This window comes from Sphingobium subterraneum (genome assembly GCF_014199435.1).
Lineage (GTDB): Bacteria > Pseudomonadota > Alphaproteobacteria > Sphingomonadales > Sphingomonadaceae > Sphingobium > Sphingobium subterraneum.
Window position 1 is genome coordinate 402,568 of record NZ_JACIJP010000001.1, and the last position, 18,367, is coordinate 420,934.

The window sequence follows — 18,367 nt, forward strand, 5'->3', positions numbered from 1 at the left end:
ACGTCGCGGAAGTTTATCCGCAGCGCTCGAACGCTTGCGTACGACCCACGAAACCGCCGTTTCGCGCGAGGATCGATCCCCTCCGGCAATTGCCCGCGCCGACTTGCGCCGGTCCCACCACCACAAAGCCGGTCAGCGTGCCGTAATCCCATTGCTGCATATCGCCCGTCGCGAGAGCGCGCTTGATCGCATCGCGCACCGCAGGAATCTGATCGAGCGGCCGCCCGTCGAGCGGGGTGTCGACCATCTCCAGGCTGGCGGAGGGGGAAAGCGCCTGCGACGGAGCGTCCTCCACGCTCCGCTTTTCGGACGGCATGGCCAGCGGAACCGGCGCAAAGGCAAGTTTCGGCTTTTCGGCAGGCGCTGCCGCAACGCCTATGGGGGCCACGCCGGGAGCAGCAACAGGACGCTGGCGTACCTGCGACGCATTTTCGACAATCGACCAGTTCTCCGGCTTTGCCTTTACATCGGCGTTGGACTTCATAGACCAGAGCGTAATCGATCCGACCGCGACACACACGAGAGTCGCCACCAGTCCAACCAACCCGAACATGCGATCAAGCAGCGACGGCCGCGTCGTCTGCCGTTCCACATAGGGTTGCAACGTGCGGCCACGAGAAAACCGCCGGGCACTCTCAAACGAAAACTCAAGCGCCCCCAGCCGAAAATGCGTACGCCGCATGGAGAGGTCAAATGCGTCCGCATCGGCGGTACGGTGCACCTCGCGCGGATAGATTTCGGCCCGGCCGAACTCGCTCACCGCCAGCATATCCATCGGTCGCACCACCAGCGCGTTGTCGCTGCCAGAAACGTGGCTGCGCAGGCGGTCCATGGCGTGCCCGTCGGCGGGATTATGGCGGTGCGCAAAGGGGTTATATGGTGGCGGCAGCATAGTGCGATAGGCCATGTCCCGGTCTCCCTGCGCTCGCGCGTTGGTTGCGATTCGTCCCACCTGATGCTGATGCCTATCAGCACCTGCCCCATATTGGAACATCTCAAGTCCCGTCGGCGCCGCATTCGGATGGTCCATTTTCGACACGGTCATAATCCCGTCAGGCTTTGAAGTTGCAGGATCGGCAGCAGAATCGCGAGGATTACCACGGCGACGATCGCGCCCATGGCGATGATGATCACCGGCTCAAGCAGTGACAATGCCGTGGTGGTGAAGGTATCAAATTCCTGTTCCAGCGTGTCGGCCGCCCGTTCCAGCATCTCATCGAGACGCCCAGCCGATTCGCCACTTGCCGACAGATAGACCAGCAATGGCGGAAACACGCCCGAACGGCGCAATGCTGCCGACAGACTGCCGCCGCCCCGGATCGCCTCGACGATGTCCTGCGACGCGCGGCGCAGCACGCGGTTGTGGACCGTCTGCGTCGTCAGGGTTAGCCCGTCGAGCAGCGGCAGCTTGCTTGCCACCATGGTCGCGAGCGTCCGAGCCATGCGCGCGGCGTGAAGATCGCGGATCAGCCGTCCCAGGATCGGCAGGCGCAGCAGCCATCCATCGAAGCGCGTGCGCGGGCCGTCCTGCCGCAGCAGGGTACGAGCAACAAACCCGGCGGCAACCAGCACGCCCGCGATGATCCACCAGCCATGCACGAGTATGTCCGACAGCCCAATGACGAAGCGCGTCAGGAACGGCAATGTCTGGCCAACGGTATCGAACTGTTCGACGACCTTCGGCACCACGAACAGCATCAGAGCCGTCACCACCAGCACGGCAAAAACCGCCAGCACCGACGGATAGGCAACGGCCGTAATGACCTTCGCCCGGATCTTCGCCTGCCGTTCCAGGAGGAGGGACAGCCGCGCGAGAATCGTTGGCAGGCTCCCGGAGTTTTCCCCCGCCGAGACCATCGCGCGGTAGAGCGGCGGGAAGCTGCGCGGGTCGAACGCCATCGCGTCGGCCAGACGGCGGCCTTCCATCACGCCGCTGTGGACCGTGCCGATGATCGCGCGGGCATGTTCATGCTCGCTCTGCCGCGCGATCGTGCGCAGTGCTTCTTCGAGGGGGCTGACTTCGGCGAGGGTCGAGAGCTGCCGCGTGAACAACGTCAGTTCCTTGGGCGACAGCCGCGTCCGGGAAAGCGAGAACAGCGCCCGCGCCCGCACACCTGCAGTACGCTCGGGGCTTCCCTGCTGCTGCTCGATGCGCACGACGAACAGCCGCTTGGCGTCAAGTGCAGCCTTGACGTCATCCAGGCTGTTGCCCCGCAGTTGCCCCTCGCGTTCGCGGCCCTCGGCGTCGATCGCGATATAAGCGAATTCAGGCATGGTCGACCTGCGTAGCCATCAACTCATCGAGCATGGGCTCGCTTTCGCGCCGGGTAATGCGGATTGCCTCTTCCGCAGTGGTGTCACCCGACCGCACGAGTTCGCGCACCGCCTCGCCAAGATCGGGCGCGTGGGCGAAAGCATGGCGCGCAATCAGCGTTTCGTCCCCACCATCATGGATGAGCTGGCGGATGGTCTCGTCGACGCGTACGCATTCGAACACCCCAATGCGTCCCTTGTATCCCGACTGCGAGCAATCGGCACATCCCACCGCACGGTAGATGGGCGTTCCCACGGGCAATCCCAGCAAGGCACTGGTCGCGTCGTCAGCAGGATGCGCGGTGCGGCACGACCGGCACAACCGCCGGACAAGCCGCTGGGCGATCACCGCGCGCAGGGTCGATGCGAGCAGGAACGGCTCGACCTTCATGTCGCGCAACCGCGTGATCGCGCCAACCGCGTCGTTGGTGTGCACCGTCGAGAGCACCAGATGGCCGGTCAGGGACGCCTGCACAGCGATCTCTGCCGTTTCGTGGTCCCGAATTTCGCCGACCATCACGACATCGGGGTCCTGGCGGAGAATGGCGCGCAGCCCGGCCGCGAAGGTCAACCCGACCTTGGGATTGACCTGTGTCTGGCCGACGCCGTCGACCGCATATTCGACAGGATCCTCGACCGTCAGAATATTGCGGCTGCCGTCATTGAGTTCACGAAGCCCTGCGTAAAGCGTCGTCGTCTTGCCCGATCCGGTCGGGCCGGTAACAAGGATGATGCCATTGGGCTCGCCGAGCGCGTCGCGGAAGGCTTTATCGGCCAGCGCACTCATCCCCAATCCGTTCAACGAGATGCCCGCATTCTCCTTGTCGAGGATACGCAGCACCACCCGCTCGCCTGCCCGGCTTGGCAGCGTGGAGACGCGCACGTCCAGCAGCTTGCCACCGAGCGTCAGGCCGATACGCCCATCCTGCGGCACGCGCCGCTCGGCAATATCGAGCCGCGCCATGACCTTGATACGGCTGACCAGCACCTGCGCGACATGCGGCGGCATCCGCAGCGTCTCACGCAATACGCCGTCGATCCGCATGCGCACGACCAGCCCGGTCTCATACGGTTCGACGTGGATGTCCGAAACCCCCTGCCGCGCGGCTTCGGCGATGATACCGTTGATAAGGCGGATGGCGGGGGCGTCGTCAGCGCTGTCGAGCAGGTCGTCCGCGCTGGGCAAGTCCCCTGCGATCAGGTCAAGCTCATCCGCACCCACCTCCATCGCACCCGCCATTGCCGCCGCGCTCCCGTCCATCGCATAATGATCGGACAGATGCCGGTCGAACTGCACGTCCTCGACGATATGCACATCGAAATCGCGGGCAAGGTGCCGCCGGACCTCGACCAGCGCGTGCCGGTCGCCGGTCTGGCGCATGGCGATCTGCAACCGTGCGTCGCCCTCCTCCCCCAGCACCACAATGCCGTGCTTGCGCGCGAAAGCGTAGGGAATGTCGGCAGGGCGCGGCCCAGGGAGCGGGGCCAAGGGCAACACTGGTTCGGATGGGCTGGTGGGCGTTTCCTGGATGGGGGCAAGCGCTGCCAGCAGCTCCGACGAGGGCGGCAGGGGGGCCGGGCGGGCAAGAGCGGAAACATCATCAAAATCCTGCGGGCGCGCAGCCCGCGCCAGCGCAGCGGCGGCGGAAACTCCACTCTGGCCGATCAGACCTTCCGGCTTCGTCTCGTCAAAGCCGAAATCCTCGTCCCTGCACCCGCCGGTCATGGCGCGCTGTTCCCCGGCGGCACCTCGACGGGGCGGACGACCGTGGTCGACTTGCGGACATTGGGCACATGCACCTGCGGCGCGGCTGCCGGTGCTGCCGGCGTACCCACCGCCCCCACGACCTGATCATCCGGACGAACCTGCTCGGAACCGGGTGGCACGGTGCCCATATATTCGCGAACCAGCTGATCCAGCGCCGGTTCGGAATCGGGATCCTTCAGCAACTGCTGTCCGCGAATATAGCCGTACCGCTGCGCGGTGAGGCGCTGCGCGTCTTCCTTGCTGCGCAGGATTGTCGGGCGGATAAAGACCATCAGGTTGGTCTTGGTGTGGCTGCGGCTGCGCGACTTGAACAATTCTCCCAGCCCCGGAATGTCGGACAGCAGCGGGATCCGCTCGATCGTCTTGCGCTCATTGTCATCGAGCAGGCCGCCGAGCGCCAGGATCTCGCCATCGTCCACCGTGACTGTGGTCTCGATCTCGCGCTTGTTGATGATGAGGTCGCTCGAATTGTTGGACACCGGCCCGGCGATGCTGCTGACTTCCTGACGCAGGAATAGCTTGATCGCACCGCCGGTGTTGATCTGGGGCTTCACCTCCAGCTGGATACCCACATTCTGGCGCTGCACGGTGCGGAACTTGTTATCGAAATTCTGGCTCAGCGCCTCACCGGTCGTGACCGGCACTTCCTGCCCGACCAGGATGCTCGCTTTCTGGTTGTCGAGCGTCATGACGGAAGGCGTGGACAGGATGTTGCTGTCCGTGTCGCTGCGCACGGCGTTGATGATCGCTGCGAAGATTCCATTCCGTCCGATGCCGGTCGACGCTCCCGCGAACCCACCCGTCGCCGTCAGCAGCGAGCTGACCGCTGCGTCCTGCAAGGTGGTGCCAAGCTGGCTGGAGTCCTGCGTGACCGTGGTCGTGCCGTTGACGGTCGTCGTCGTCTGGTTGAGCTTGGTCGCCGCGATGGCGCCCGCCAGCGTCAGGATATTCGGATTGGCGTTGCTGTAATTGGTTGCCGCAAAGCCCGTGTTGGTGCTGCCCAACAGGAACTGCACGCCCAGCTTGCGCGCGGCCGCGTCGCTGATCTCGACAATGATCGCCTCGACCAGCACCTGTTCGCGCCGCGTGTCGATCTGGCGGATCGTTTCGCCGAGCATGCGCTGCACGTCGCTATTGGCGGCAACGATGATCGCGTTTGCGCCCTCGTAGCGGGTGACGATGGCCGGTCCACGGTTCGAAATGCTCCCGCTGCCCCCGCCCGATGAGACGGGAATGCTGGGTGCCGCTGCTGCCGCACCACCGCCCGCCGGGGAGGCGCTCGACGATACCGAAGCGCCCGCCTGCCCGACCAGCCGCTCCAGCACGGGCAGCAGTTTTTCCGCATCGGCATGTTCGAGCCAGTAGACGCGGATTTCGGTCCCGGATGCGGCCTGCCGGTCGAGATCACGCGCCATAGCGGCCAGGCGCGACACCGTGCCCGGCTGCCCGCGAATGGCAATGCTGTTACTGGCGTCGATCGCCACGACGGTCGCGGACGAGCCCGAATCGGCCGCCCCGCCCCCGCCACCCACGAGCGCCTGAAGAGACGTCGCGACTTCCCGCGCACCCGCATTGCGCAGCGGCACCACCTGTGTCGCCGCTGTGTCGCGGTCGATCTGCGCCAACACCTGCCGGATACGGCTGATGTTGTCGGCATAATCAGCGACCACGATACTATTGCCCGCCCGGTTGGCGGTGACCGATCCATCGCGGCTGACAAGGGGCCGCAGGGTTTCAAGGGCGCTCGTCGCATCGATCGACCGCAGGCGGAACACCTCGGTCACGAACTGGTTGCGGCTCGCCGAGCGACCCACGGAACTGGGTTGTCCTGCGGCTCCTTCCGCTGGCTGAATGCGATAGGCACCCCCGGAGGACGGAACCGCGACCAGCCCGTTGGCGCGCAGCGTCGACAGCACGATCTCGAAATATTCCGAGCGGCTGAGCGGCCGGTCGGTCACGACCGAGACCTTTCCCTGCACCCGGTTGTCGATGATGAACGTCCGCCCGGTCACGCGCGCGGCGTCCTGAATGAACGCGCGGATATCCGCATCACGCACATTCAGGGTCTGCTGCGCGACCGCTAGGGTCGGAAGGGCCGTGGAAAGACACAGGCAGAGCGCACTGCCCCATTTCATCATGTGCAGTCTCATGATCCGGGCACCGCCAGCGTCACGGGCACGCTCTTGCCGCCCCGGTCGACCGTCACGTTAATCCGCGCGCCCGGCACCATCGCCTGCTGAAGCGCGCCCAGATCATCCGCAGCGACGACTTCCCGCCCATTAATCCGGGTGATGACATCACCGGCACGCAGGCCGGACGAGGCAAAAGCCGGCCCCTGGGCGTTGACGGTTATTCCCCGCGTCCGCCCGGTACTCTGCTGCATCCCGAACCCGATGGAGGAGCGGAATATCTCCGCATCCCGCGACATCGTGGGCTGACTATTGCCGCCCGCAACCGGCGGCGGCCGCACAGGAGATGGCGCGACAGTGCCTGCGGGCACCGGCGCTGTTGCTCCGGCAGCACCGGGGTCGACAGGACCAGCCTGCACCGGGTCGATCGGGCGCGACTGGTCGAGGAAGACCGTCTCCTCGCGACCGCCCCGATCGATCGTCACATGATCAAACGCCACCGCCTTGAGCGTGACGCCCGGCAGCACTTCGTCACCAATCGCGAAACTTTGTTGCTGGCCGTCCGGTCCGGCCAGGATGGCGGAGCCCTGCCCCGACCCCTCGTTCACCCGAACCCCATACAGCACCAGCGCGAGCGAGGTCACCGTCTGGTTCGCCGGTCCTGCAGCGGCCGACTGGGCATTGAACGGATCAAATCCCCGGAACAGCGCCATCCGTGCCTCGGTCGGCATTAGTGTCGCCTGCGCCGCGCGCCATTGCGGCAGCGGCGACACCGGCGTCACCACCACCCACAGAAGACGTGCAGCCTGTACCGCGACCACAGCGAGCAGCAGCCATTCCAGAGTGGCAAGATCACCCCCTCTTTTCCGCGCGGCAGCGGAACCCGCTGCCCTGCGCCACAGACTGAAGCGCTCCCGTCCGTCCGAAGCCATTCCCATTTTAAGACGGTCCCTCACCATGGCACAGATATTGCGTGCGGATGACCCTTCCTGTCGCGTTTACCATGAAATTTCAACAACCCTTTTCACCAGATCGGAGTTCACTTCTCCGCATCTGGTCCCGCCACCGCATTTAGTGGGTGCAACCGTCTGTTTAGTGCCCTCCGTGGATATGGCCGCCCAAAAGCAGTTGCGGCGTTACCATGCGTCGTTAACGCGGCTTTAATGCGACGGGAACGCAAACAGCCATTGGCTCGCCAGCCAGCCGGGAATCGCGGCGACAGCAAGAAAAGTCCCGAGCGGGACCATCGTGTGCGCTGTTACGCCCCCTCGGCGAAGCGCGAACCATCCCGCCCAGACGAGCCCCGCACAGGCCGCCAGTGTTACGACAACAGGCAGCGCTTGCCACCCCATCCACGCGCCGATGGCGCCCAACAGCTTGGCATCGCCCATGCCCAGCCCCTCGCGTCCCCGCAGCGCGCGATAGCCGAGGGAAATCAGCATCAGGCTGCCATAGCCCGCGACCGCGCCGATCCCTGCGTCTTCCCATGGAACCCCCGTCACCCAGGGTGCGACACAAAGACCCGTCGCGGCAAGCGGCAGAGTGAGCTTGTCCGGCAGCCAGAAGTGCCGCGCGTCCAGAATGGCGAGTGTCAGCAGCATCCATCCCAGCACCGCCCAGCCCAGCGCGGCGGGTAACGGCGACAGCACCAGCGCCAATCCCCCGATGCATGCGCAGGCAAGTTCCACCCGAAAATGCAGCGGATCGATCCGCGCACGACACGTCCGGCATCGCATCCCCTGCATAAGCGTACTCGCCAGCGGCACCAGCTCCCACGCCACCAGCGCCCGTCCGCATCCATCGCATCGGGACCGGCCGTCCAGTGCCCGTCCCTCCGGCCAGCGCAGGATCAAGGTTGCAAAAAAACTGCCGAGGATCGCTCCCGCCCCGGCACCCGCCATGGCCAGCAGGATGGGGTTCACAATGCGCCGGAAACGGTCAGGACATGATTGCCGCCCGAGCGCCGGAAGCCCATGGCTTCCAAAGCCGCAGCGTTGACGCCGTCACCGGACCGAACGAGCATCTGCGCGCTCGTCCGTCCGTCACGCCAGATACGGAGCGACAGACGCTCAAGACCGGTCTGGCTCACCAGCGGAAACAGCACAGCCTGCCCATCGCACTGGGCGATCCCGCTCATCCCCTGCGTCAGGTTCAACCCGGCGATCGAACTCGCTAGGCGAGCGCGCACCCGCCCCCCCGCCTTCGCGCAGCTTTCCGCGGCGAAGTGGACGGTCACCTTTTCCATTTCCAAATTGCTCACCGGCAGGGGCGCGAAGGCCAGCCCGACCGGAACACGGCCCGTCACATCGTCGATCCCGCGCGCGTTGAACCCCACGGTCATCGCGCCTTTCAGCGATCCGGCCGTTTCATTCTCGCGCCATATGTCCATGCGGATGCGCGCCACCACCAACTGTACCGGCGACAACGCCGCGTAGACGTTACCGATGCGTACATTGCCGAGCATCAGGTCCCCGAACATGCCGCCCCACACGCTGCCATTGACCTGCGACGCGCTCACCCCGCGGTCGTCCAGGCCCGACAGCATCACGGCAAGCCGAAGCGGAAACAGCAATACCAGCGCGAGTACGAAAACGACGATAAGGCCGATCCGCCCACGCCGCGACATGCGCATGCTTCCCGTCAGGCTCTTCATGTTCCTGCTCCCGACCCGGCACCCGGCGTCATGAAGACGGCCTGCACGCTGACGGTTCCGGTCACGCCCGATGGTGTGATGCGGATGGTATCGACCACCACGCCCTTGCGTTCCAGCTGGGCAATCCAGCTGAACAGGGCGGGAGGGCGCGCCGTCGCGATGGTGAGCGACAGGCGGCCCGGACCCTGGGGCGCGATCTGTTCCAACGTAAACCCGGCCTCGCCCGCACTCTGGCCGACGATCTGCGCGATCGGCGCGCGGCTTGGTGCGGGACCGCCTCCGCGCACGGCCTGCAATGCCTTTACTTTTGCCCCGACCGCACCGAAGCGGACAACCGCCTCGTCATGTTGCGTATAGGCGCTGGCGAGCGCAGCACTGACCGGGCGATAAACGCCCAGCCACAAGATCAACCCCGCGAGAAGCACGCCCATGATGGAAAGCAACCACCGCTCGCGCGGCGCGCGCTGGTTCCACCAGAGGGTCAGGCTGTCGATCATGATGCCACCGTGATGTCGGCAATCACCCGGCCGGTCGGATCGACCGAGGATGTCGCGGTTATGACAAAGCCCGCCGTCTGGATGGCGAGCAGCACCGTATTGATGTCTTCCGGCTTGGCGGAAGCGAGATTGGCGCGGAGCGTCCCGTCCGAGCGCCGCTCCAGCAGCGTCAGGCTGACCGAAGGGGTCGGCTGCATGGCCTGCATAAGGGCCGACAGCGGACCGGTGAAGCTACCGTTACCTGTGCCCGTGGCGGCCAGTCGGGCATCGAGTTCGTTTTCTACCAGCGCCGAATCGTACGCAGCAGGCAGAACGGAACGTGCTATTTCCACGCTCCGCGCGTCAAGACTTGCACTGTCCCAGTGGAGTTTGGCGATCATGACGAGGCTGACAAGCAGAGCGCCCAGCGCGATGAAGCCGATCCACACCGCTATCCGGACCAGTTGCTGAGGATCCAGGGCGGAGCTTTCGACCTTCGCGAATTCGCCCGACCGCAGGTTGCACGATGGATCGCTCAATGCCGCGACAATCGCTGAGTCGATCGCGCCGGGCTTGGTCCGTTCGACCTGGGCATCGCCAACTACCGCTGCTGCGAAACTCTCGTCCGCCGACAGGCACAGGCCTTCGCCGCGCAACACCTGCTGCCCGCCCACCGTGGCGCTGGCAAAGCCTTTCTCCGGCTCCGGCAGCAATGCGGCGGCGGGAACGATGATATCGGCATCCACCCCATGCTGGCGGCCCCAGGCGATAAAATGCGCCATATCCTCGCGCGAAACGACAGCGATTTCGTGCTCGCCATCCGGCGTGGCTCCGGACAGGGCGACAGCGTGGACAGATGTCGGACCACCGATGCTTGCCTCCATCGCCATGCGACGGGCGACGGCGCTCCCCTGCTTGTGCGGCAGATCGGGCAGGCTGAAGCGATGCAGCGAGCTCGCGCCGGGTGGCAGGACGAGCAGGGTCACGGGCGCGTCCTCATCCCGGTCGTACCACGCAAGGGTCGCGCCGGTCGACCGCGCAGAAATGCGCCCGTCTGCGACCTTCAGCCACACCGGCGTATCGTCCGCCCGGCTGGGCAATACCGCAATGCAGGCTTCCCCCTCGCTCATGCTCATTCCCCTGTACCGCGCGTTCGGCGGATCAGCCGTACCGGCGTCACCCTTGCATAATAAAGCGCGTCTGTCGCGGCGGTAGTCCCTCCCATGTTCACTTGAACCTCCGCCCGGAACCACATCGTCACCACCCGCACCTGCTCGGCTACCTCGGCGGGCGGAGTCAAGCCCGCCAGCGCCGGTACCCGCCAGAATGCAGCAGGGCTCTCATAGCCCGCTATGGGCCGCTGCGCCAACATCTGCCGTGCGGCGTCGACAGACAGCTGACCCGGCACCATCATCGCCAGCAGGGGCGCCTGTTCGGGAAGCAAAGTGTTGATGTTGATCGGTGACAATCCGTTGGTCGGCAGCGCGCAAATCCAAGGCCGCAGCAGCGCAAAAACGGCGGGTGTCACGCCCGCGACCGCGCGCAGCTCGCTTTCGTCCGCCATGAAGCGGTTGGCGGTGCGATAGGGGCTTGGGGCACGTTGATAGGTCTCGTCCTCCGCCCCGCCATCCTGCGGCTTGTCGTCTGTGTCGATCCAATCGGCTGTGGCCGCGGCGATCCGCGTCGCCGCCCGGGCGTCGACCCCCAGAAGCTGCATCAGCGTCCGGAATTGCGTGACACCCACCGGCCGCACGGAAAGGTCACTCTCATCCGAACCAGCCACCAGACTGTTGAGGTTGAAGCAATTCCCTCCATCGACCAGTGTGATTGTGCCCTGGCCCGCGCCAATGTCGATAGGCATGGCCCGGCCCATCCATCCGCTCTGCAACGTCAGCCGGGTGGGATTGTCAGCAATCAGAGCATCGAGGCGGTGCGCAACGAGGACAGAGGCGCTGTCGGCAGTAGCCTGCGCTTGATCGCCCGCCACCACATTGGCCGAAAGACGCGTTGCGATGGTCAGCCGCTCCATCGCCGCCGCCGCAATGACCGCCATGATGGCAACGAGCAACAGCACGGTGAGCAGCGCGGCACCCCGCTCGCGCGCACGGGTCGTCCGGCGGTCAGGCACCGGGAACCCCCGGCATCGGCGGCGCGACCGGCGTCTGGCGCGTCGGACCATCCGTTACCGGCCCGGTTGGGACCTGGATGATCGGTTCGGTTTGCTTGGGCTGCGCACCATTCCCGACAACGAACAACAGCGTCAGCGACGGTTCCTTGTCGCGTGTTACGATCAGGCGGACGGCGGTCGGCATGTCCTTCGCGCCCTTATTCTGCCAGTCGGGCAGCCACGCGCCAGTCTCGTCGCGATAGGCGATATCCAGCTTGCTGACACGATCGATCAGATTGACAGGCGCACCCGGCACCGCGCCATCGACCTGTCCTGTCGTCTGTCGTTCCAGCCGTGGGCCGCCGGGGCCTTCTTCGCGAAACCAGTAGGCAATCTTCTGCAGATTCGGACGCGGCGCGTTGTCGAGGTTGGACCAGCCCCCGCGCACGAACTCGATGAGGGGCAGATCCCCCTGCACTCCGCGCCCGTAGAATGCAGGAGCGAGCGTCCCTGTCTCCGTTCGGCTGATCCGGCTGACCGCCTGCGCGAGATCCTGCTCCATCAACTTGTGCGTGCGGATAAGCGAAGCCTGCGTGTCCAGATGCTCCCGCACTGCTCCCTGCGCCGATACCGCGCCGTGCAACAGATACACGCCCGCCGACGACAGCATGGCGAAGATCACCAACGCGACCATCAGTTCGATCAGCGTAAAGCCATTTACGACGGAACGTCGCGGGGGAGTAAATCCGTATCCGACAGACCGACGCGTCATGGCTGCCCTCGCAGGAATGAGAGCGTGGCGCGGCTGCTGCCACTGCCCTGCGCCTCGACCACCACGTCGACGCGTACCACATCCGGCGCGCCACCTGCGCTCACCGATTCCGTCCAGTGCCAGCGCCGTCCGCCATTCTGGCTGTCGCCCTGCCGCTGCCCAAGCGGAGGGAGTGCCGGATCGGTCAGCCGCTCGACCATCAGATTGTGCGCGACGATCTGCGCCATCTGGCGTTCATCGAGTTCGCTCGCGGTGCGTAGCGACACCGCCTGCAAACGCAGCAGCGCCAGCGCCGCGAGCGCGAACACCGCCAGCGCCACCAGCATTTCGATCAAGGTAAAGCCGTGTTGGGGCGACGCCCCGCGCCGTTCAGTCACCGACCTTCACCCTGCCGTCCGCGTCGATGCGCACCGCGAGCTGCTCGGCCTCCCGATGCAGTACCACGCGCGCGGCGTCACTGGGCAGGCCGGTACTGTCAAAATGCAGCACGATCCGATCCGAAGCTTGGGGCCCGTCCTCGCGCGCGTCACTTGTCGATTGCACCGCCGCCCGTGCTACGGTGCGCTCCTTCCAATCGGTTGTGCGAAATGGCTTTTCATCGATCGTTTCCCACCGACCGGCAAGCCTGCGCTCAAAACCATAGCCGCTGGGCGACACCCAAAGCCCCATCGGCTGGGACGTAACGACCGCTGCGTCGCGCAGGGCTGCCACCCGGGCCGCGAAACGGTCGGCGTCTTCCACAAGTCGTCCGCGCGGATCGGGCAGCGCAAACATCACCGCCGTCGACAGCAGCCCAATGACCGCGATTACCACCATCAGTTCGACCAGCGTGAAGCCGCTTTCAGGAGAACGCCTAAAGAGGGCGAAGCCGTGGTCCGGCGAACGCCTCACTCGCGGGGCGCCACGGCCGGTGTAACAGAGAGGAACAGCGGCGATGCGCTTGCTCTCCGGGAGCCGCATCGCACCAATCACGAAAAGACTAGAGCGCAGACGATTCAATGTCTTGCGCATCATCTTTACCACCCGGCTTGCCATCCGACCCCAGCGAGATGATATCGAACGGACCGGATTTTCCCGGCACCGCGTAGAGATAGGCGTGGCCCCACGGATCGTCCGGCAGTTTGCGGATATAGCCGCCCCGGCGATAGCGTTCCGGCTGGGCGAGCCCGGGCGGCGGCGCGATCAGCGCATGCAGACCCTGTACCGCGTCGGGGTAGGTTATGTTGTCGAGCCGATACTGTTCCAGCGCCTGTTCGATTGTTGCGATATCGGCCTTGGCCTTCTCAACCCGCGCCTTGTCGGAAGCGGGCAAGACGTTGATCGCCACAATCGTTGCCAGCAGCCCGATGATGACGATGACCACCATCAGTTCGACCAGAGTGAAGCCGTCTTCGGCGGAACGCCTGAAGGAGGTGAAGCCGTCCTCAGAGCGCTTGCGAGCAGGGGATACCCTTACGGCCAAACGGCGGCCTGAGCCAAGTTGGCGCTTCGCCCGCCGCAACACCGCACTGAGGTCGCCCACTTTCTTCTCCCGAACGTCAAACCGCCGCAACCGGCGAACTGTCTCATTTGTGGACGTTCCTGCGCGGCAGCGCAAGCCCGCCCGACCATCGGAACGAGCTAACCCGCATCCGTTGCTTCCGCGTTAACGCGCGCAAGGGTCTGGTCCGATTTCGAACAAGGAGGAGTGCCGGGGGTTCTGTTGCCCGGCCCCCCGGCGGCCGCTGAATTCCCTTCTGTTGCCCGGCGGGTTCAGCCGCGTTCTATTAGGATAATGTCAGGGCTTGCGCCCCTCAATTACGCTGCAAGAGCAAGTGCTTCGTTATCGTTGGCACTTATTGGGTTTTGAGCCTTGAACGGGTTACTCAGCCCGGGCAAAAATGTCGTCTTTGAACACACGTCGATCCTAGTTCGGCCCCGTCACGGACATCGGCACATTTCTGTATCGCTGCCTGTGGTGGAGCCGCCGGGTACCGCCCCCGGGTCCGCTGCGTCTATTTCACGCCACCGTTTATCACCATAGTCGGCTTGCGCCGACACTCCCGATATAGGCGCACGACTGCCCAAAAGGAAGGGCCGTGACGCATAAAAAAAGCGCCGGGGAGTAACCCCGACGCCCTTTGCCTGGGAGCAAATCTGTCGTTTAATCGACCTTGTCGGCCGCATTATCGCCCGCGTCGCGCACGGCGTCAGCCTTGTTCTTGATGACGTCGGCGGCGTTATCCACACGATCAGCGGCTGCGCCCACCATGTTATCGGCCTGGTCTTCCAGATTGCTGGCCTGGTTGTCGAGCATGTCCGCCTGGTTGTCGGCAGCATTCTCGATCGCATCTTCCTTCTTGGAATCGCACGCGGCGACACTCATGAGGGCGGCGATGCCCATAATCATGGCAAATTTCTTCACGCTAACAGCCTCCTGTATTGCCCCTGGGGCAGTGTTACACCTGAAACCCCTCGTCTGCGCACCAAAGCGGGAAGGTGCGCGACGAGGGGCAGGATGAACGTCAAACAGCAAGAGGCGGGATTTGTTCCTGCCCTGGAGCCATTATGCGATGGATCGATCGCATTATTTGCGCAGCGAGTCGCGAATTTCCCGCAGCAGCGTGATATCTTCAGGCGTGGCAGCCGGTGCTGGTGCTTCCTTCGGCAGCATGCGGTTCACCGCCCGCACGATCAGGAAAATAACGAAGGCCAGGATCAGGAAATTGATCGCAACAGTGATAAACTGTCCCCAGCCCAGCATCGGCACGCCAGCAGCTTTCAGGTCCGTATAGCTCGTAACCGATCCCTTGAAACCATCTGGCACCGCGCCCAGTCGCACAAAGTGGCTGGAAAAATCGACACCGCCGAACAGCCACCCGACGAAAGGCATGATGATATCCTGCGTCAGCGACGTCGTGATCGTTCCGAAAGCACCGCCGATGATGACGCCGACCGCCAGGTCGATCACATTTCCGCGCGCGACGAAATCCCGAAATTCATTGAAAATGGCCATTTCATACTCCCCCCACATTGATAGTCGCGCCATTAAATACAGCGCGATCCACCCTTGTCCAGTTGCGCACGATCCCGCGACCCCCTACCTTGTCCGCGTTTGCATTGCCTTTCGGGGAGAGCCGTCATGAACCGTCCGACCTTGTTGCACCGCTGGCTGCGTCCGTTTCTCCTTGCCCTTGCGACGCTTTCCCTTGCCAGTTGTGGTATCAACAGCGTGCCGACCGCGCAGGAGGAAGTGAAGGCGAAATGGGGTGACGTGCAGGCCAATTTTCAGCGGCGCGCCAATCTGGTCGACAACCTTGTCGCCACGGTAAAAGCCGCTGCGGCGCATGAAGAAAGCACGCTGCGCGGCGTGACCGAAGCCCGGGCGAAGGCAACCTCGGTTCAGGTAAACGCTGCGGATCTGGGCGATCCGGCCAAGATCGCGCAATTTGCCCAGGCTCAGGGCGCCTTATCACAGTCGCTTGGTCGCCTGCTCGCGACGGTTGAGGCTTATCCCAACCTCAAGGCGAACGAGAATTTCCTCACCCTCCAGTCTCAGCTGGAAGGAACGGAAAACCGGATTGCGGTGTCGATCCGCGACTATAACGAGGCGGTTCGCGCCTATAACACGCAGGTCCGCACCTTCCCGACCATGATTGGCGCGAAAATCCGCGGCGCGGAAGTGATGGCCCCCTATCAGGCGGCGACGCCGGGCGCGGAAGTGGCACCGAAGGTCAATTTCGGTACGTGATCCGCGCATGAAGCGCCTCGGCCTCGTTCTGCTGTGTTGGCTCGCTTTCGTGCTGGCTGGGCCGCTGCACGCCCAGAGTTTCCCTAAGCTCACCGGTCGGGTAGTTGACGCTGCCAACCTGCTCGATCCTGCGCAGGAAGCGCAACTGACGACCCGGCTGGCGACGCTGGAGCAGCAGAGCGGGCGACAACTGGTCGTGGCGACGATCCCGGACCTCGGGGATCATGACATTTCGGACTATGGCTATCGCCTGGGGCGGGCGTGGGGCATTGGGTCGAAGGACAAGAACGACGGCGCGCTGCTGATTGTCGCGCCCAAGGAACGCGAGGTCCGGATCGAGGTGGGCTACGGTCTGGAAGGCATTCTGACGGATGCCCTGTCTTCCCGCATCATCCGCAACGATATCGTGCCGCATTTCAAGGCTAACGACTATCCCGGCGGCATTATCGCGGGAACCCAGTCAATCGCCACCCTGCTTGCCCTGCCGCCCGAAGAAGCGCGCAGGCAGGCTGCAGCAGCAGCAGCCGAACAGCAAAATGCCCAATCCGGCTCCGGCGGGGTGCCTTTCGTGTTCATCCTGTTCCTGCTGTTCTTCGTACTGCCCATGTTCTTCCGACGGGGGCGTGGACGCCGCCGCTATGGCGACAGCGCGCTGCCGGTCGTCCTGTGGGGATCCATGCTCGGCGGCGGCGATCGTTCGTCCGGCTGGGGCAGCGGCGGCGGGGGCTGGGGCGGAGGAGGAGGCGGCTTTGGTGGTGGTGGTGGTGGCAGCTTCGGCGGCGGCGGATCATCGGGGAGCTGGTAAGATGGCGCAACGGCACACGCTTGACCTTTCACCCGATGATCACGCGCGTATCGCGGCGGCGGTGGGACTAGCCGAACGTCGCAGCGACGGCGAGATCGTCACCGTCATTGCCCCCCGGTCGGATGCCTATCACGACGTCGGGCTGCATTATGCGGTCGCGGCCATGGCCCTTTTCCTCGCGGCAGTCGCCGCGTGGCCGCTGGCATTTGCGGCTACCGCCGATTCCCTGCTCGGTGGGTGGGACCATCATCTTTCGTTGCGCGCGCATCTCACAGTTCTGCTAGGCGTTATCATCGCGCTTTTCCTGGTTGTGCGGTACGCTCTTGCGTGGATGCCGCTGCGTATGGCGCTCACACCCTCGGCCACGAAAGAGCGTCGGGTCCGGCGGCAGGCGATCGCCATTTTCCGCGCTGCTGCGCAGGGTCGCACACGGCGCCGCACGGGCATTCTGCTCTATCTCTCGCTGGCCGAACACCGCGCCGAAATCGTAGCGGATGAAGCGATCACCGCGCAGGTCGCGCCGGAACGCTGGGGCGATGCCATGGCGGCGTTGATCCGGCATTTGCGCGCAGGAGATCCTGCGACGGGGATCATTCAGGCCGTCGAAGCGATTGGCGCGATTCTCACCGAGCATCTGCCGCCGGGCACCGACAACCCCAATGAGTTGCCCGACGGCCTCATCGAACTGTAACAGGACCTCCATGACCGACAGCACCACTCCCACAGAGGAAATCATGTGGGCGGGAAAATATATCACCGCCAAGCGCAAGGGTCCTTGGGAATATGTCTCGCGCAGCCGGGGCATTCGCGCGGCCGTCATTCTGGCCATCGAGGACGCCGACGACGGCCGTCACATCATCTTAGTCGAACAATTCCGGGTGCCGCTGGACCGCATATGTCTGGAACTGCCGGCAGGCCTGGTCGGCGACGACAGCGCCGGAGAGGACGCCAGCACTGCCGCGCTGCGGGAGCTGGAGGAGGAAACCGGCTATCGCGCGGCCCGCATGACGGACCTTGGCGACTATCATAGCTCGCCGGGCATGGTCTCGGAAAGCTTCACCCTGTTCCGCGCCGAAGGCCTGGTCCGCGTGCATGACGGCGGTGGCATTGCCGGGGAAAACATCACGGTGCGCCGCGTTCCGCTCGCCACCCTCCCCGCTTTCGTGGCGGAACGCCGGGAGGAGGGACTGGCTATCGACGTCAAGCTGCTGGTCACTCTGGGATCCGGGATGGTCGCGGCCTGAACGGCCGGGCTACGTGACGATCTTAGCGGAAATTGTCGGCATACGCCTGAATTTTCAGCGTTTTGGGCGCGGGCAGCGTTACATGATAGGCGATCCCTACCCGCTCCGCATAGGCCTTCGCAGCGTCGATCGACGGGAAAGTAAGCCGAAGCTGCTGCATCGTGTCGCCCGATCCAGCCCAGCCCATCAGCGGATCTGCGCGCTTCGCCTCGGTCGGCTCGAATTCCAGCACCCATGTCTGCACCCGTGCCTTGCCGGACTGCATCGCGTTCTTGGGCATTTGATAGATATGGGCGCTCATGACCGTTTCCTGCATGTCCGAACCCGGACGGAATGACGGGGTCGGCATTGCGCCAAAAAGCGTTAAACT

21 protein-coding genes and 1 other RNA gene are annotated in these 18,367 nt (G+C 64.4%); 4 read left to right on the forward strand and 18 right to left on the reverse strand.

What is annotated here, in order from left to right:
- Positions 1 to 13: 13 nt before the first annotated feature.
- The 17 genes from FHS92_RS01980 to mscL all read right to left on the reverse strand — a co-directional run bounded on the left by FHS92_RS01980 (position 14) and on the right by mscL (position 15,213).
- Positions 14 to 907, reverse strand: a complete 894-nt coding sequence (locus FHS92_RS01980; protein WP_184077032.1) for a hypothetical protein — start codon at positions 905 to 907, stop codon at positions 14 to 16.
- Between the two features lie 134 nt (positions 908 to 1,041).
- Entirely contained in the window at positions 1,042 to 2,274 is a 1,233-nt protein-coding gene (gene gspF / locus FHS92_RS01985; RefSeq protein WP_184077034.1) for a type II secretion system inner membrane protein GspF, read from the reverse strand.
- Positions 2,267 to 4,039 (reverse strand): type II secretion system ATPase GspE, encoded by a 1,773-nt coding sequence (gene gspE, locus FHS92_RS01990; RefSeq protein ID WP_246351736.1) that lies wholly within the window; start codon positions 4,037 to 4,039, stop codon positions 2,267 to 2,269. The genes gspF and gspE overlap by 8 nt, the downstream gene beginning before the upstream one ends.
- On the reverse strand, positions 4,036 to 6,219 hold the full coding sequence (gspD, locus tag FHS92_RS01995; protein ID WP_425506217.1) for a type II secretion system secretin GspD: 2,184 nt from the start codon (positions 6,217 to 6,219) through the stop codon (positions 4,036 to 4,038). The genes gspE and gspD overlap by 4 nt, the downstream gene beginning before the upstream one ends.
- An 8-nt stretch (positions 6,220 to 6,227) precedes the next feature.
- Positions 6,228 to 7,148 (reverse strand): type II secretion system protein N, encoded by a 921-nt coding sequence (locus FHS92_RS02000; protein ID WP_246351738.1) that lies wholly within the window; start codon positions 7,146 to 7,148, stop codon positions 6,228 to 6,230.
- A 222-nt stretch (positions 7,149 to 7,370) separates the two neighbouring features.
- Entirely contained in the window at positions 7,371 to 8,132 is a 762-nt protein-coding gene (locus FHS92_RS02005; protein WP_425506219.1) for a prepilin peptidase, read from the reverse strand.
- On the reverse strand, positions 8,129 to 8,863 hold the full coding sequence (gspN, locus tag FHS92_RS02010) for a type II secretion system protein N (protein WP_246351740.1): 735 nt from the start codon (positions 8,861 to 8,863) through the stop codon (positions 8,129 to 8,131). The genes FHS92_RS02005 and gspN overlap by 4 nt, the downstream gene beginning before the upstream one ends.
- The gene (gene gspM, locus FHS92_RS02015; protein WP_184077038.1) at positions 8,860 to 9,360 is read right to left on the reverse strand and encodes a type II secretion system protein GspM; all 501 of its coding nucleotides are present in this window, start codon (positions 9,358 to 9,360) and stop codon (positions 8,860 to 8,862) included. Before gspM ends, gspN begins: the two co-directional genes overlap by 4 nt.
- Positions 9,357 to 10,469 carry a type II secretion system protein GspL gene (gene gspL / locus FHS92_RS02020; RefSeq protein WP_184077040.1) on the reverse strand — a complete coding sequence of 371 codons (1,113 nt, stop codon included), beginning with the start codon at positions 10,467 to 10,469 and terminating at the stop codon, positions 9,357 to 9,359. The genes gspM and gspL overlap by 4 nt, the downstream gene beginning before the upstream one ends.
- Positions 10,470 to 10,471: 2 nt before the next feature.
- Complete coding sequence (gene gspK, locus FHS92_RS02025) at positions 10,472 to 11,467, reverse strand: type II secretion system minor pseudopilin GspK (protein WP_343056627.1); 996 nt, start codon at positions 11,465 to 11,467, stop codon at positions 10,472 to 10,474.
- A complete protein-coding gene (gene gspJ / locus FHS92_RS02030; RefSeq protein WP_184077044.1) occupies positions 11,460 to 12,218 on the reverse strand; it encodes a type II secretion system minor pseudopilin GspJ in 759 nt (252 codons plus the stop codon). Before gspJ ends, gspK begins: the two co-directional genes overlap by 8 nt.
- Positions 12,215 to 12,595, reverse strand: a complete 381-nt coding sequence (gene gspI, locus FHS92_RS02035) for a type II secretion system minor pseudopilin GspI (RefSeq protein ID WP_343056628.1) — start codon at positions 12,593 to 12,595, stop codon at positions 12,215 to 12,217. The genes gspJ and gspI overlap by 4 nt, the downstream gene beginning before the upstream one ends.
- On the reverse strand, positions 12,588 to 13,232 hold the full coding sequence (locus tag FHS92_RS02040; RefSeq protein ID WP_281377736.1) for a GspH/FimT family pseudopilin: 645 nt from the start codon (positions 13,230 to 13,232) through the stop codon (positions 12,588 to 12,590). The genes gspI and FHS92_RS02040 overlap by 8 nt, the downstream gene beginning before the upstream one ends.
- Entirely contained in the window at positions 13,198 to 13,680 is a 483-nt protein-coding gene (gene gspG / locus FHS92_RS02045) for a type II secretion system major pseudopilin GspG (protein WP_281377763.1), read from the reverse strand. Before gspG ends, FHS92_RS02040 begins: the two co-directional genes overlap by 35 nt.
- Positions 13,681 to 13,943: 263 nt before the next feature.
- Positions 13,944 to 14,295: a transfer-messenger RNA gene (gene ssrA / locus FHS92_RS02050) on the reverse strand.
- Between the two features lie 66 nt (positions 14,296 to 14,361).
- Positions 14,362 to 14,622 carry a hypothetical protein gene (locus FHS92_RS02055; protein WP_184077046.1) on the reverse strand — a complete coding sequence of 87 codons (261 nt, stop codon included), beginning with the start codon at positions 14,620 to 14,622 and terminating at the stop codon, positions 14,362 to 14,364.
- Between the two features lie 162 nt (positions 14,623 to 14,784).
- Entirely contained in the window at positions 14,785 to 15,213 is a 429-nt protein-coding gene (mscL, locus tag FHS92_RS02060; protein ID WP_221230852.1) for a large conductance mechanosensitive channel protein MscL, read from the reverse strand.
- A 126-nt stretch (positions 15,214 to 15,339) separates the two neighbouring features.
- Here mscL and FHS92_RS02065 point away from each other — a divergent pair, with 126 nt between their 5' ends.
- Genes FHS92_RS02065 through FHS92_RS02080 form a run of 4 tightly spaced genes read left to right on the forward strand, consistent with a single transcriptional unit; the run spans position 15,340 to position 17,997 of the window.
- Positions 15,340 to 15,948, forward strand: coding sequence for a LemA family protein (locus FHS92_RS02065; RefSeq protein WP_184077048.1), 609 nt, complete (start codon positions 15,340 to 15,342; stop codon positions 15,946 to 15,948).
- A gap of 7 nt (positions 15,949 to 15,955) precedes the next feature.
- Entirely contained in the window at positions 15,956 to 16,753 is a 798-nt protein-coding gene (locus FHS92_RS02070; protein WP_184077050.1) for a TPM domain-containing protein, read from the forward strand.
- A 1-nt stretch (position 16,754) separates the two neighbouring features.
- Positions 16,755 to 17,444 (forward strand): TPM domain-containing protein, encoded by a 690-nt coding sequence (locus tag FHS92_RS02075; RefSeq protein WP_184077052.1) that lies wholly within the window; start codon positions 16,755 to 16,757, stop codon positions 17,442 to 17,444.
- 10 nt (positions 17,445 to 17,454) lie between these two features.
- Positions 17,455 to 17,997, forward strand: coding sequence for an NUDIX hydrolase (locus tag FHS92_RS02080; RefSeq protein ID WP_184077054.1), 543 nt, complete (start codon positions 17,455 to 17,457; stop codon positions 17,995 to 17,997).
- 22 nt (positions 17,998 to 18,019) lie between these two features.
- Here FHS92_RS02080 and FHS92_RS02085 read toward each other — a convergent pair whose 3' ends face one another.
- On the reverse strand, positions 18,020 to 18,298 hold the full coding sequence (locus FHS92_RS02085; protein WP_184077056.1) for an ETC complex I subunit: 279 nt from the start codon (positions 18,296 to 18,298) through the stop codon (positions 18,020 to 18,022).
- Positions 18,299 to 18,367: the final 69 nt, after the last annotated feature.